Consider the following 14,164-nt stretch of genomic DNA (forward strand, 5'->3'; position numbering starts at 1 on the left):
TCAAAATAAAAAATATCTTTGAGCCATAGGTAATACATCTACTGCTTCACACGTAATAACTTGTCCATCAACTTTAACTTCATATGTCTGCGGATCTACTTCAATTTCTGGTGTTGCATTATTCAGCTTCATATCTTGCTTAGAAATCTCTCTCGTATTTCTAACAGGTAATACAACTTTATTTAAACCTAATTTTTCTTTAATATTATTCTCATAAGCTACTTTAGATACAAATGTAATCGAACTTGACTGTACCGCTTTTCCATATGCACCAAACATCTTTTTTTCATAATATGGTTGTGGTGTGGGGATCGAAGCATTCTCGTCTCCCATTAATGCCATCACTACCATCCCGTTTTTCAAAACCATATCTGGCTTAACACCGAAAAATTGTGGATCCCATATTACAAGGTCTGCATATTTCCCAGCTTCAATAGAGCCGACATATTCTGAAATCCCATGTGTAATAGCTGGATTAATTGTATACTTAGCTATATAGCGTTGAATTCTATTATTATCGTTATATTCTTTATCTCCCTCTAAACTACCAATCTGCTTTTTCATTTTATCGGCGGTTTGCCAATTGCGAATAATGACCTCTCCAACCCTTCCCATCGCCTGCGAGTCAGAGCTAATCATGCTGAAAACCCCTAAATCTTGCAAAATATCCTCTGCCGCAATTGTTTCTTTTCGAATCCTTGAATCCGCAAACATTACATCTTCTGGAATATTTGCTTTTAAATGATGACATACCATGAGCATATCTAAATGCTCATCCAACGTATTCACTGTATATGGCAAGGTCGGGTTCGTTGAAGAAGGTAAAATATTATTTAGTGCAGCAATCTTTATAATATCTGGTGCATGCCCACCACCAGCCCCTTCAGTGTGGTACGTATGAATAACACGATTATCAATAGCCTTTATCGTTTCTTCCACAAAACCACATTCATTTAACGTATCAGTATGAATAGCAACTTGAATATCATATTTATCAGCAATCTGTAACGAGTGATTAATTGCTGAAGAAGTCGCTCCCCAATCTTCATGAATTTTTAATCCAATAGCTCCTGCAAATATTTGTTCTTCCAGGGCAGGTAAACTTGAACTATTTCCTTTCCCTAAAAACCCAAGATTTATAGGAAAAGCTTCTGCTGCCTCTAGCATCTTTTTTAAATTCCAAGATCCAGGCGTTATTGTAGTTGCCTTAGTACCCTCTGCCGGTCCTGTTCCTCCACCAATTAAAGTTGTTATACCTGAAGCTAATGCTGTATCAATTTGTTGTGGGGATATGAAATGCACGTGTGTATCAATACCTCCAGCTGTAACGATTTTTCGCTCGCCAGAAATTACTTCCGTTGATGTTCCAATGATGATATCAATATTATCCATAACTGAAGGATTACCACTCTTACCAATTGCTGAAATCTTTCCATCTTTTATACCAATATCCGCTTTATATACTCCTGTATAATCAATAATAATTGCATTCGTAATAACAACATCCACAACACCCTGTTCCCTTGTAAGTTGCGAATTTTGTCCCATACCATCCCTAATTGATTTTCCTCCACCAAAGACAGCTTCATCACCATATACGGTGTAATTTCGATCAATATGTGCGAATAATTGTGTATCCGCTAAACGAATAGAATCCCCTGTAGTTGGACCATATAAATCAGCATATTGTTTACGTGACATCTTAAAACTCATGCTATCTCCCTCTTTTTTTATAAGATTCAATATCGCCATCCACTTTATTTTTAAATCCATATACTTCTTGCTTCCCTGAGTACGGAACTAATTCAATCGTTTTTTCATCCCCAGGCTCGAATCTTACCGCTGTACCCGCTGGAATATTTAAATGTTGTCCAATTGCTACACTACGATTGAACTTTAACGCCTCATTCACTTCATAAAAGTGGTAATGAGATCCAATTTGAATCGGTCTATCTCCCTGATTTAACACCTTAACTTTCGTTGCTTTTTTATTTCCATTACATACTATGTCTTCTTTCGCAAGGATATATTGCCCTGGAATCATAACATTCACTTCCTTTAATGAATTGGTTGATGAATAGTTACTAATTTTGTTCCATCAGGAAAAGTTGCCTCAACTTGAATATCTGATATCATGTCTGCAATACCATCCATAACATCTTCAGCACTTAAAATATTTTTTCCAAGCTCCATTAATTCCGCTACATTTTTACCATCTCTTGCTCCTTCCAAAATTTCATACGTAATAATAGCGATACTTTCTGGATAGTTTAACTTAAGCCCTCTCTCCTTTCGTCGATAAGCTAAATCAGCCGCAACAACTACCAGCAGTTTATCAATTTCTCTTGGCGTTAATCTCATTACACTCTTCCTTTCTGAAGTATTTTAAAACTAAGAATATTCTAAAAATAAAAGGTGTACTTCCAATGTCCTTTCCGTGTTTTCTCCATGTTTTTTTTGCTGCCAATCAAATAAAAAAAAGACTAGAATTTCTAGTCTTTTTTTATTTCCCTTCACTCTTCTCTAACACGTACAAGTCTTCTTCAATATTCGTTAATTTCTCACTTACAAGTTTTCTAGCATCTCCAATTGCTTGATTGTATGCAAATGGTCCTACTAACTTTATCATTTCTTCTATTAAACGTTCTGCTTGGAAACGTCCGATTTCATCTAAATCTTCTTCCATGAAAAACTGCTGAATTTGTGCTACAAGCTCTTCTTTTTTATCAGTCGGTATTTTTATGTTCATCATCATTCGTTACTCCTCTATATTTAAGATAATATTTTTTCTTAACTCTACCATAGAAAAGCGATTTCCTGGACAAGTTTTTGTAACCCCTTCTAACTCCCTATGGCCGAGTATATTTCTTTTCTCTATGGCAAACTGCTTCATAAACATTTTACATAAAGAATATAATGAATTCATTTGTGCAGTAGTTGGATCATATTTATCAAAATTTCCCGTCATACATATTCCAATTGTATCACTATTATTATCTTTCGCATGTGCTCCAATATGTAACCCTCGTCCTTCGACTACAGTTCCATCTTCTTCAATAAAATAATTGTAACCAATCCCGCTCCATCCTCTTACCTTTTGATGAAATTCGTGAGTTTTATACACATCCCATCCATCTTCTGACGTGTGGTGGATAATCAGTTTATTTACTTTTTCTAAAGGAACTAACTCATCTTGAAATGTTAAATTTGCACATTTAATTTCCATATGAACATCCTCCTCTTAAAAATCGATCATAATAATTGTTTTATCATCTGGTCTTATTCTATTTTCTCCTTCTAGCTCTTCAATGATTGTTACATATTCTTTTATACTATTCTTTCTTATATATGCTACAGTTTGTTCTAACGACCACTCTGGATGGAACAATCCGTCCGAACAAATAAAGATTCCACTTACGTCAGCTACATGTAATTCCCCATGTTGTAAATACGTCATTGCTTCTTTCATCCCATTTGCAACTGAGTAGCCGTTTGGCATATTTGCAAGATAGCGGTTGTATTTCAACTGCTCCCGAACATCTTGAAAAACGTGTTCTTCCGGGACTGGTAAACCTTTTTTACGATCCTCTTCTCTCTTCTTTTTTGCACGGTTACTAATTCCCTTAACTGTATCTTTCGCTAATACTATCATCGCTCCATTTTGAAGTATCGCAACGATCATACAATCACCTAACTGTGCATATTCAAGTTTCTCGCCTTCTATTTGAACTGCTGCAATACACGTACACCACAGATGGTCTTTTTTTCTCGTATCAACCTTGTACTCTAGCATCTTGTTTTGCAATAATTCATTCGCCTTTGCAACTTCACCTTGTAAACTATTAATCTCCCGTAACGAAGTAAAATGACTTGCAAATAAATGCGAAGCGATGTATGCTCCATTATGTCCTTCTTCATCAAAAAACGGAACGAGCGGTGTTGCTCCATCACATACACCGTAAATCATTTTATCTTCATTACAAAAAAATGAATCTTCACACTCTTGTTTTAAAGGACTCTTCTGTTGGTACGTTGTTATCTTCATATCTGTACCCCCTTCGAAATTATCAAACACTCAAACTATTTAGATTAATCTAATTTTCCGAAATAAACTGTTTTTCCCTAAAACTTTCAATTTCATATATAATCTTGAAATAATATGATTATTTAGTGAAGGACGGGAAAGAGATGGTCAGATTTCTTGGTGTTATTTTTGGTTCTATTATTATTGCAATTGCCTTTAATCTTTTCCTTATCCCCCATAAAATTTTAAGTAGTGGCATTGGCGGAATTGCTATTATTTTAGGAATTGCAACTCCTGTGAACACAGGCATTATTAACTTTGTATTGAACTTACCTATCCTTATTTTAGGATACATAGGTCTTGGAAAAAAAGTAATTTTTAACACAGTTGTTTCTGTAATTGTATTATCTGTTGCACTATACTATGTTCCTGTAAAAGTCGTAGCAACAGACCCACTTTTATCTTCTGTATTTGGCGGTGTCATCGCCGGCGCTGGTATTGGCCTTGTCTTTAACTGCCATGGTTCAACTGGTGGATTTGATATTATCGGTATGTTGTTATCTCGTAAGCGAGATATTAAACTTGGTGGATTCCTTATTGGATTAAATACAGTTGTTGTTGTCATTGCAGGATTTTTCTTCACTTGGGATGTAGCACTTACAAGCTTACTTTCAATTTATGTAACTGGTAAAGTAATTGATGCCGTTCATACAAAACATCGTAAAGTTACACTTATGATTGTAACAAATCAAGCGGAAGAAATGAAAAAAAAGCTTCTTTCAACGGTAGTACGTGGAATTACGTTACTTGATGGTGAAGGCGCTTATTCAAACGAGAAAAAACGTGTACTTATGACAGTCGTTTCTCGTGAAGAGTTAGCAAGTATGAAACTAACGATTTCTGAAATTGATCCTCATGCATTCGTTAATATTACGGAGACGGTTGAAGTATTAGGATTGTTTAGAAAAGCATAAAAAACTAGGTGGACCTTCACCTAGTTTTTATTTTGCATAAATTCAATTCTATTTCCAAACGGATCTGAAACGTAAAATCTAATTACTTCTGGGCGTGCATGATCATCTATTACTTCAATACCTTGCTTTATTAACTCTTGTTTAAATTCGTCAATTTTAGTAACATAAAAAGCTGGATGCGCTTTTTTAGCTGGTCTAAAGTTTTGCTCGACTCCAATATGAATCTCTTGATTTCCACACTTAAACCAACATCCCCCACGCTTTTTTAACTCTTCTGGTTTCGGAATTTCCTCCATACCAATTTTATTACTATAAAATTCTCGTGCTTCTTCTTCACATCCTACAGGTGCCGCCACTTGTACATGATCAATTCCTTGAATGTAACTTTTCATGTTTCTCCCCCTCTTCTATTCTAATGTTATAACGAAAATACATTCATGTAACTTATATAAAATTAATCAAGTACTATAAGATTCTCTTATTACTACCTTCTATACCTTCCACTAAAAATAAAAAAAGAAAATTTACTATGTAATTTCCATTTTTTATAGAAATATACGTCACACCTATATTATAGTTATTAATATATCCATCTTTTTTTAGATGCTAGTTGTACGGAGGAAATATTATGAGTCGTAAAAAACATTCATCTACTCAAAAAAAGCGTCATCCAAACGTATCTGGGCGCTTGCGAAACCATATACAAAATCGTTCTTTAGCAGAAATGTATGCATCTCTTTTTGAACATAACCCTGATAGTATTATTTCATTGAATTTAGAAGGAGTTATTTTACATATTAACCCCTCTGCTGAAAGAATATTAGGTTATACTTCTAACGAATTAGAGCGAAAAACAATCACTTCTATTTTAGAAGCACATATTTCTGATCAAGTGCTACAATACATAAAAAATACTGCAACTGACAATCAAAAAGAGTATATCGTCTCTATTTATCATAAAGACGGATATTTACTAGATGCCGTAACAAAATTAGTTCCTATTTTTGTTAAAAACCGTTTAACAGGTGTATACGCCATTATGAAACCCCTTGAAAAATCAAAAAGAATTGAGAAAGTATTACAAGAGAGTGAGAAACGATTACGCACATTAATGAATTCAATGCCTGCATTTGTTATTTTTAAGGATCATGAAGGACGCTGGCTTGAAGCAAATGACTATGCGCTTTCTTGTTTCAATTTCCATAACGTACCTTATCATGGAAAAAAAGATAGTGAACTCATTCAATATAACGAAGCGTACCGCGAATCTTTTTTGCATTGTGAAGAAGTCGATGAACTAACATGGCAAAAAGGACAAATTCTTCACGGAGAGGAATTTATTATACATAGAGATGATTTCGACCTAGTTTTAAGCATTTCAAAAGTCCCACTCTTCCACCCTGATGGCTCACGCAAAGGTCTTATAGTGATGGGAAGGGACGTTACCGAACTAAAAGAAACTGAAAAGTTATTACGAAAATCCGAAAAGCTTGCAGTAGTAGGACAACTGACAGCTGGAATTGCACATGAAATTAGAAACCCACTCACTTCATTAAAAGGATTTTTAACATTATTACATCCAGAAATAAACGAGGAAAATAAATGGTATGTGGACGTTATGCTGAGTGAAATTTCGCAAATGGAATCTATAACAAGCCAATTTATGGCGATGTCTAAACCACAAGTGTTATCTATTCATACATGCAACGTACAATCATTAATTGAAGAAGTTGTAACTTTTATTTTACCAACAGCAATTATGCATAGTGTTCATATCATTATGGACCATTTCGATTATATTTCTGACATTCAATGTGACAGTAATCAATTAAAACAAGTTTTTATTAACATATTAAAAAATGCGATTGAGGCGATGCCTGATGGTGGTAACATATTCATTCAAACAACTTCGTTAGAAAATGATTTTGTTTCAATACGCATTATCGATGAAGGTTGTGGGATTCCTGAAGAGCGCATGGCTCGTCTTGGCGAACCTTTTTATAGCCTGAAAGAAAAAGGAACTGGCCTTGGCTTAATGATGTGCTATAAAATCATTCAAGAGCATCACGGAAAATTATTCATTTCCAGTGAATTAAACATAGGAACAACTGTCGATATCCAATTACCGATTGCTACAGCTCAGCCTTTAACAAACTCTTAACTATACATCTACAAGATATTATAAGTAGTTCAGTTATTGTGGAAAACATCTACACTAAAAAGCTCAAAGTCCCTATATGACTCTGAGCTTTATTTTTGTATACGATTTATTTTATTAAATCCACTCTTTTCCATGTTTACGAATAAACTGAATATCATTTTCATAATGTTCAAGATGCCCTTCATCTATCATCTTTTGGAAGTTCATATCGCCTTCTAGTGCTTTTCTTTTCATATATTTACATAACCCTTCTAATCGTAGCAATACCATCTCCAGATAATCTTCTTCCATACCCCCACCGTAAGATTCAAAAAACAATTTAATCCTTTGCTTTATGCGGTCTGCATGCTGTAATGAACTATAATAAACTGCCTCACCTGTTTCCTTATAATAAACTCTACTTAATGGGACACAAGTGTAAAGAGTATAGGCTATGTCCCAAAGTCTTGGTCCAGGACCAGCAACATCAAAATCGATAATACCTACTGGGTTTTCGTTATTAAAAATAATGTTGTATATTGCAAAATCATTATGGCATACAACCTCTATTTTATTTGGAGTATTATCCATCGGTTTCCAATCATCTGATAACGGGAAATCACTCACAGCATCATGATAAAGACGGAGCATCTTCGCTATTTCTTTTAAAACATCATTAGACCACATATACTTTTTTAAAGGATAATTACCAGCTTCTCCTTCAATAAATGATAATATCTCTCTATCTTTATCATCAATACCTAAAAACTTTGGTGCATAACTAAAACCTTTGTTTTCCAAATGATTTAATAGCTTATGAATTTTGGTACTGCCTTGTTTTAATTCTCGTCGAACAGTATCTTCCGAACGATATACGTTTGAGACATTCCCTCCCGTTAGCATTTCTTCATTTTCGTAGTTTGACATCTAATAGTTCCCCTCCATTATTCTACATTTTCTTTATATTTTAACATAACTTTCCTATTCTCTTTTAACCCCTTAAATTGCAACAAAAAAATCGAGTATAAAATCTTTATGATTTTACACTCGATTTAGTCTACTATTTATGCATGTGAAAATATTTTTTCATACCATTCTGTTGCCTTCTCTACTTCATTCATCGTTAATTGATGTCCTCTATTTTCCCAATGCATTGTTACATTAGCATCTACATTTTCTAATAGCATCTTCAATTCCTCTGACTCAGAAGGTGAACAAATTGGATCATTTGTTCCAGCAGCGATAAATACGAATTTCTCTGCTAAATTAGGTAATTGTATTCCTCTTCTAGGCACCATTGGGTGATGAAGGACTGCACCTTTTAATGCATTTTCGTAATGGAATAATAAGCTCGCCGCAATATTTGCTCCATTTGAATACCCCACAGCTACGATATTATCTCTATCAAATTCATATGTTTTTGCTGCTTCATTTAAAAATTCATTTAATTCCTTCGTACGGAAAACAAGATCCTCTTCATCAAAAATACCTTCTGCTAATCGGCGGAAGAAACGAGGCATCCCATTTTCTAATACATTTCCACGAACACTTAATACAGAAGCTTTTGAATCAATTCTTTCTGCAAGCGGTAATAAATCTAATTCATTTCCTCCTGTACCATGAAGCAATAACAACACTGGTTTTGACGTATCTTTTCCTTTTTGAAAAACATGTTTCATCATATTCCTTTTCCCCTTTCAATCACTTTAATCTAGATTTCTCACTTCAAATGGTAAGAGTGTCTGTTCAATTTGTTTTCTATGTTGTTCATATCGATCCGGTAATTTTAACTCCTCACCCATCGTCTCTAAAGATTCGTCATGGGCAAAACCAGGAGGGTCTGTTGCAATTTCAAATAAGATTTCGCCGTGTTCTCTAAAATAAATTGCGTTAAAATAGTTTCGGTCTTGTACAGGGGTTACACCATATTCAAAGCGAGACACATGCTCTTTCCAGTCTAATTGATCAGCATCATCACTCGCTCTCCAAGCAATATGATGAACTGTACCAACACCCATTTGCCCACGTCCAATTGTTGATAATCTCAAATCGATAATATTTCCAATATCAGCAGAAGAACGGAACCGCATAAACTTTCCCTCTTCTCCTACTTTCTCAAGACCCATAACATGCTCTAACAATTCAGCAGTTTTTTGAGGTTGTGCAGATAAAAGAACAGCACCGCCAAACCCTTTAATCGCTACTTCTGAAGTAACTTCTCCAAAACTCCAATTATTTAATTCGCCCGCTTCTCTTTCTACTAATTCTATATGCAAACCATGTGGATCATCAAATTCTAAATATTGTTCCCCAAAGCGAGTCATCTTTGTATATGGGACATCGAATTTTTCTAATCTATTTTCCCAAAATTCCATTGCACCTTTTGGTACGACATAAGAAGTAATTCCTACTTGACCGTCTCCAATAATTCCTTGGCGAGCTCCTGACCATGGGAAAAACGTAATAATAGTTCCTGGTTTTCCTCCTTCATTTCCAAAGTAAAGGTGATACGTACCTGGATCATCAAAATTCACTGTTTGTTTTACTAAACGTAAGCCTAATATACCAGCATAAAAATCTACATTTTCTTGTGGATGACCTACGATTGCTGTAATATGGTGAATTCCCATCGTCTTCTTTTCCATTTTCTCCACACCCTTTTTTATTTCATTATAAAAAACGTTTTATTTGCTAAAATTCATTATTCATTTTGTCCGTATGATAAAGTTCAATCCTCAATGGTACTTCATCTCAATTTCGAGATATCCCTCCAAAAACCAACACATTTCATCTCGTTCAAAAAATATCTCGAATTCGAGATATTTCACAAAAAAACTACAGTTCTTATGATTATATTTTAAATATTGATTTTATGATTTTGACTATCCTTCAAAAAATATCTTGAATTCGAGATTTATTATAGTCTAATTAGTTTTTATTGTCAATGCGTATATCGTTTCATTTTTTCATCAAAAATAATATTCTGATAACTCATCTCCATCAAATAATTTATTTGAAAAAGAGCAACCGAAAAGCGGGAACATTCATGTAATAAATTTCTACTTTTCCCATAACCAAAAAAGCCATACCAATGTATGACTTTTTTGATTATTTTTTGTTCAGCTACATATTTACTTCCCAATTACGGAAGGAAACAATTCCGAAAGAGGTACTACTCTCCCCATCTCATCTTTAAACACAATATGCTCTCTCGTTAAGTGGCGTGGGCTCTTTACCCCTGCTGCTGCCGCTAATGAAAACAAACTATATCTCATACTAATAACATAGTTCATTACTCGCCATTTTTTCTCATACGGATCTAATGCTTTTTGGTAGTGTGGATTCGTAGTTGCAACACCCGATGGGCATTGCCCTGAATTACATTGAAGTGCCATAATACAACCACTTGCCATCATGAATCCACGTGCTGAATTTACGGCATCTGCACCGATAGCTAAAGCAATCGCTACTTTATCTGGCGTGATTAATTTCCCGGAGGCAAACACCTTTAATTTATCCCTGACACCGTAATGATTTGCTGTATCAATAAATGTAAGTAGTGCCGGTATAAGCGGAAGCCCCATACTATCTGCCATCGATTTATATGTTGCCCCTGATCCACCTTCTGAACCGTCGATTGTAATAAAATCTGGATAGATGTTTAATTCTTTCATTGCTTTTAATAAATCTTCCAAAGGCTTCTGTTGACCAATTACAATTTTCATGCCCACTGGTTTACCACCGTTTTCTTGTAAATCTTGAATAAAGTATAAAGCCTCTGCCGCACTATTAATAAATGAAAATCGATTTGGCGAATTAATCGTTTCACCTTCTCGTACTTTCCGAACAGAAGCAATTTTCTCATTTACCTTCTGTCCTTCTAAATGACCACCACGTATTTTTGCTCCTTGCCCAAATTTCAATTCAAACGCTTTAATATTACTTTCTTTCGCCTTCTCCATAAATTCTTTCATTGAAAAATTACCGTCCTCATCACGGTATCCGAATAATCCTGGACCAATTTGCGCAATAATATTTGCGCCTGTATGTAAATGTTCTGGAATTACGCCTCCTTCTCCAGTATTAATCCACGATCCACCTGCCATTTTCGCACCAAACCCAGTTGATAAAATATAATTTTCTCCAATCGCACCGTAAGAAGTCGCAGATGCCCCGAACATACCATACAGTTTCCATGGATATTTACGATTTTCGCCGACTATAATTGCATCATCTTCTTCATACAACCAAAGGTTTGTTGTATCCGCTGTCAATTTTTCTCTTCTTGAAAATAACCCTTCTTTATGAATCATATACTTTTTCCCCTCACGTTCTTGCGTGAGATTCACACTTAATTCATCTGTTAATGTGGGGAATAATGTATTAGCAATATAATAGCCAGATTCATCAAAATCTCGTTTTGATCCAAAACCAAGTATTTCAGAACGGTATTTTGCTAGAAACATAACACTTTGAAAATCGTAGCGTGAAAAAGGCTTTCCGTCAGTATCATGATCAAACCAATATTGCCGAAATTCTGGTCCTATTTTTTCGAGTAAATAGCGCATTCTACCTAAGTATGGATGCAGTTTTAATATAGAATGATGCGTCCGTTTTTTAATAAAAAATGTAATGATAAAAAAGACAATTAAAAGTAGCATCAAAAAGAGCAATATACTAATAATAACGAGTAGCGCTTCACTCATTCCGCTTCCCCCTATATATGAAATTCCATAATAAAAAGAGAACACTCGATGTGTTCTCTTTTTATCCTTATTCACACTAGCGTAGCAAGATGCTCTTTCGCGTCATATTCAACCAAACTTTCAGCATTTTTAATTCGCTGAACAAAATCTGGGTTAGCGATTAATGGTCTTCCAAACGCCGCTACATCAATTGTTCCTTCTCGCAATGCTTCTTCTGCCTCTTTCGGATTCAAATTACCCACCCCAACAATAGTACCATCCCAATATTTTCTTACTAATTGATGAAAATTCTTTCCGTCAGCAATAACTGCTGTATAATTCATCGTTGAAGGGTGAATCATCGTTAATCCAACTTCTTTAAACATATTTACAAACGTTTCAATCGCAAGTTCTGGATTTTCCCACATATAAGTAGGATTATCACCTTTAAAGGCAGAGAAGCGAATAAGTGTTTTATCAGCTCCAACTGCTTCAATTACAGCCTGAACAACTTCTTTCATAAACGTTAACCTTTGCTTTAATTCCCCGCCATATTTATCTGTGCGCTTATTTGCAAATTCATAAGTAAATTGATCAATTAAATATCCGTGTGCACCGTGAATTTCAACGCCATCGAATCCAGCTTCTATCGCATTTTTCGCAGCTTGTGCATACTGATGAATTACTTTTTGTATTTCTTCAAGTGTCATTGCTTCTGGCGTATCAAACGGTTTACGAAAACGTGGAACATTACCCTCCGCAGCAATTGCTGACGGCGCTTGAGGCATTTGACCACCAATTATTTCATGATGGCTCATACGCCCAACATGCCATATTTGAGCAACAATCGTTCCGCCTTCTTTATGTACTGCCTCTGTAACCGGTTTCCAAGAATCGACTTGCTCTTTCGTATAAATACCTGGCACCCCTGGATTCCCTTTTGCTCTCGGGCTAATGACAATTCCTTCTGTAATAATTAATCCAATACCATCAGCAGCACGCTTTCTATAGTACTCAACTACATCAGCACCAACTACTCCAGTCTCATTATCCGCAAAACATCTCGTCATCGGCGCCATCGCAATACGATTACGAAGAGACCAAGCTCCAATTTGAATCGGATCAAACAACTTCGTTTCTTCAATATTTTCAAAAGATCCCCAAGCGTTTATATTTGTCCCCTCATAAATACTTGTCGCTTTGTTATTTGAACTTGTCATTTTTCTTCCCCCTTAAAAATTTCACTATAAACGCATCATACTTACTTTTAAATAGTAACGTCAATTTATACGCCTTTACCACGGAACATTCGAATATAATAAAAATAGAATGATAAAAATAAAATTAAAAAGGTTTCCTAATTAGGAAACCTTTTTTAGTTGACCATATAAGGCTAACAATTCGTTTATCACTTTTACATAAAGAAAATAAACAATTATTATCTCCTCACATATGGAAAATCTCTTAACAATAGAAATGAGAGTGGCTCAGTATTCTTCTAAAAATAAAAACTTATATATACCTAAAACAATGAAAGCCCTACCTCTCTTTCATCCTTACGGCTCCTTGTCCGTGCCAGTGTGAATCAGGATTGCAAAAATTAAGTAACTATTTTATCGAAGTAGTTAATTAAACTTCGAACATTCGTAAAAGAAATTAAAAAATAAAAATGGATTAAATTGTAGTAATAATAAAAGAGGTTAATGCTTTAAAAGTGGTTTGAAAGAGTTGAATGTCTTTGAAATGATTGATTTTCTATAATTATATTCCCAAAAAATTCAAGATCTTTTTTGGGATGTAATATATTATTTGTAATGAACCTTAACAAAAGCTTTTTATTTGATTTTCTGTGATACCTTCAATTAATCCCAGTTCACTAATCAAAAATTCATGTGCGTTATCTAACATTTTCTTTTCGCTTGCATTAAGTGCTTTTTCTTTCTGCATACGTAATAAATCACGTACAACTTCAGCACCTTCTTGTATTTTACCCGTTTTTATTTTATCTGTATTCAATTTATACCTTTGTTTCCACGTCAGTAATCTGTCTGATTCTCCATGTTGAAAAATATCTATTATGTTTGTTAATGCCTTTATATCCGTAACTGGTCGTATATTTGAACTCAATATTTTTCCCATAGGAATCATTACTTCCATATTACTAGCCGACATTTTTATGACATAATACTGTTTTTTTTCTCCTGAGATTTCCTTTTCTTCTATGGCTTTAATTATACCTGCTCCGTGCATTGGATAAACGATGTTATCGCCAATTTGAAACAAATAATCCACCTCCATATATGGTAACCTTCTCAATCTTAACACACATTTATTTTTTTAG

Annotated in this window: 15 protein-coding genes; 2 read left to right on the forward strand and 13 right to left on the reverse strand. The window is 34.7% G+C overall.

From position 1 onward, the window contains the following. From ureC to FT637_RS00270, 6 genes are all read right to left on the reverse strand, one after another. Positions 1 to 1,713 (reverse strand): urease subunit alpha, encoded by a 1,713-nt coding sequence (gene ureC, locus FT637_RS00245; RefSeq protein ID WP_193644701.1) that lies wholly within the window; start codon positions 1,711 to 1,713, stop codon positions 1 to 3. A gap of 1 nt (position 1,714) precedes the next feature. Continuing rightward, complete coding sequence (locus FT637_RS00250; protein WP_002165268.1) at positions 1,715 to 2,044, reverse strand: urease subunit beta; 330 nt, start codon at positions 2,042 to 2,044, stop codon at positions 1,715 to 1,717. A 14-nt stretch (positions 2,045 to 2,058) separates the two neighbouring features. Next, positions 2,059 to 2,361, reverse strand: a complete 303-nt coding sequence (locus FT637_RS00255; RefSeq protein ID WP_001241327.1) for an urease subunit gamma — start codon at positions 2,359 to 2,361, stop codon at positions 2,059 to 2,061. Positions 2,362 to 2,503: 142 nt separating this feature from the next. Beyond that, positions 2,504 to 2,755: a DUF2164 domain-containing protein gene (locus FT637_RS00260; protein WP_193644702.1), complete on the reverse strand. Its 252-nt coding sequence runs from the start codon at positions 2,753 to 2,755 to the stop codon at positions 2,504 to 2,506. A gap of 3 nt (positions 2,756 to 2,758) precedes the next feature. Beyond that, entirely contained in the window at positions 2,759 to 3,226 is a 468-nt protein-coding gene (locus FT637_RS00265) for a peptidoglycan recognition family protein (RefSeq protein WP_193644703.1), read from the reverse strand. Positions 3,227 to 3,241: 15 nt separating this feature from the next. Continuing rightward, complete coding sequence (locus tag FT637_RS00270; protein WP_193644704.1) at positions 3,242 to 4,045, reverse strand: protein phosphatase 2C domain-containing protein; 804 nt, start codon at positions 4,043 to 4,045, stop codon at positions 3,242 to 3,244. Between the two features lie 143 nt (positions 4,046 to 4,188). Between FT637_RS00270 and FT637_RS00275 the strand changes: the two genes are divergently transcribed. Next, complete coding sequence (locus FT637_RS00275; RefSeq protein WP_002111166.1) at positions 4,189 to 4,998, forward strand: YitT family protein; 810 nt, start codon at positions 4,189 to 4,191, stop codon at positions 4,996 to 4,998. Between the two features lie 20 nt (positions 4,999 to 5,018). On the opposite strand, the gene FT637_RS00280 is transcribed toward FT637_RS00275, so the two are convergent. After that, entirely contained in the window at positions 5,019 to 5,390 is a 372-nt protein-coding gene (locus FT637_RS00280) for a VOC family protein (protein WP_193644705.1), read from the reverse strand. Between the two features lie 236 nt (positions 5,391 to 5,626). On the opposite strand from FT637_RS00280, the gene FT637_RS00285 reads away from it, so the two are divergent. Beyond that, positions 5,627 to 7,159 (forward strand): BA3702 family sensor histidine kinase, encoded by a 1,533-nt coding sequence (locus FT637_RS00285; RefSeq protein WP_193644706.1) that lies wholly within the window; start codon positions 5,627 to 5,629, stop codon positions 7,157 to 7,159. Between the two features lie 114 nt (positions 7,160 to 7,273). On the opposite strand, the gene FT637_RS00290 is transcribed toward FT637_RS00285, so the two are convergent. The 6 genes from FT637_RS00290 to FT637_RS00315 all read right to left on the reverse strand — a co-directional run bounded on the left by FT637_RS00290 (position 7,274) and on the right by FT637_RS00315 (position 14,106). Beyond that, complete coding sequence (locus FT637_RS00290; RefSeq protein WP_193644707.1) at positions 7,274 to 8,065, reverse strand: phosphotransferase; 792 nt, start codon at positions 8,063 to 8,065, stop codon at positions 7,274 to 7,276. 137 nt (positions 8,066 to 8,202) lie between these two features. Next, positions 8,203 to 8,817: an alpha/beta hydrolase gene (locus FT637_RS00295; RefSeq protein ID WP_193645500.1), complete on the reverse strand. Its 615-nt coding sequence runs from the start codon at positions 8,815 to 8,817 to the stop codon at positions 8,203 to 8,205. A 27-nt stretch (positions 8,818 to 8,844) separates the two neighbouring features. Then, positions 8,845 to 9,783, reverse strand: coding sequence for a ring-cleaving dioxygenase (locus FT637_RS00300; protein ID WP_193644708.1), 939 nt, complete (start codon positions 9,781 to 9,783; stop codon positions 8,845 to 8,847). 486 nt (positions 9,784 to 10,269) lie between these two features. Next, entirely contained in the window at positions 10,270 to 11,844 is a 1,575-nt protein-coding gene (locus FT637_RS00305; RefSeq protein WP_193644709.1) for a glutamate synthase-related protein, read from the reverse strand. Positions 11,845 to 11,915: 71 nt separating this feature from the next. Next, entirely contained in the window at positions 11,916 to 13,043 is a 1,128-nt protein-coding gene (locus FT637_RS00310) for an alkene reductase (protein ID WP_193644710.1), read from the reverse strand. Between the two features lie 601 nt (positions 13,044 to 13,644). After that, a complete protein-coding gene (locus FT637_RS00315) occupies positions 13,645 to 14,106 on the reverse strand; it encodes a CarD family transcriptional regulator (RefSeq protein ID WP_181149476.1) in 462 nt (153 codons plus the stop codon). Positions 14,107 to 14,164 lie beyond the last annotated feature (58 nt).

The organism is Bacillus cereus (assembly GCF_015071065.1).
Lineage (GTDB): Bacteria > Bacillota > Bacilli > Bacillales > Bacillaceae_G > Bacillus_A > Bacillus_A cereus_BA.

Bases quoted from the DNA above. Each gene is read 5' to 3' on its own strand.
- FT637_RS00265 (WP_193644703.1), bottom strand. From the start codon at position 3,226: ATGGAAATTAAATGTGCAAATTTAACATTTCAAGATGAGTTAGTTCCT.
- FT637_RS00255 (WP_001241327.1), bottom strand. From the start codon at position 2,361: ATGAGATTAACGCCAAGAGAAATTGATAAACTGCTGGTAGTTGTTGCG.
- FT637_RS00260 (WP_193644702.1), bottom strand. From the start codon at position 2,755: ATGATGATGAACATAAAAATACCGACTGATAAAAAAGAAGAGCTTGTA.
- ureC (WP_193644701.1), bottom strand. From the start codon at position 1,713: ATGAGTTTTAAGATGTCACGTAAACAATATGCTGATTTATATGGTCCA.
- FT637_RS00270 (WP_193644704.1), bottom strand. From the start codon at position 4,045: ATGAAGATAACAACGTACCAACAGAAGAGTCCTTTAAAACAAGAGTGT.
- FT637_RS00310 (WP_193644710.1), bottom strand. From the start codon at position 13,043: ATGACAAGTTCAAATAACAAAGCGACAAGTATTTATGAGGGGACAAAT.
- FT637_RS00275 (WP_002111166.1), top strand. From the start codon at position 4,189: ATGGTCAGATTTCTTGGTGTTATTTTTGGTTCTATTATTATTGCAATT.
- FT637_RS00305 (WP_193644709.1), bottom strand. From the start codon at position 11,844: ATGAGTGAAGCGCTACTCGTTATTATTAGTATATTGCTCTTTTTGATG.
- FT637_RS00285 (WP_193644706.1), top strand. From the start codon at position 5,627: ATGAGTCGTAAAAAACATTCATCTACTCAAAAAAAGCGTCATCCAAAC.
- FT637_RS00295 (WP_193645500.1), bottom strand. From the start codon at position 8,817: ATGAAACATGTTTTTCAAAAAGGAAAAGATACGTCAAAACCAGTGTTG.
- FT637_RS00280 (WP_193644705.1), bottom strand. From the start codon at position 5,390: ATGAAAAGTTACATTCAAGGAATTGATCATGTACAAGTGGCGGCACCT.
- FT637_RS00250 (WP_002165268.1), bottom strand. From the start codon at position 2,044: ATGATTCCAGGGCAATATATCCTTGCGAAAGAAGACATAGTATGTAAT.
- FT637_RS00290 (WP_193644707.1), bottom strand. From the start codon at position 8,065: ATGTCAAACTACGAAAATGAAGAAATGCTAACGGGAGGGAATGTCTCA.
- FT637_RS00300 (WP_193644708.1), bottom strand. From the start codon at position 9,783: ATGGAAAAGAAGACGATGGGAATTCACCATATTACAGCAATCGTAGGT.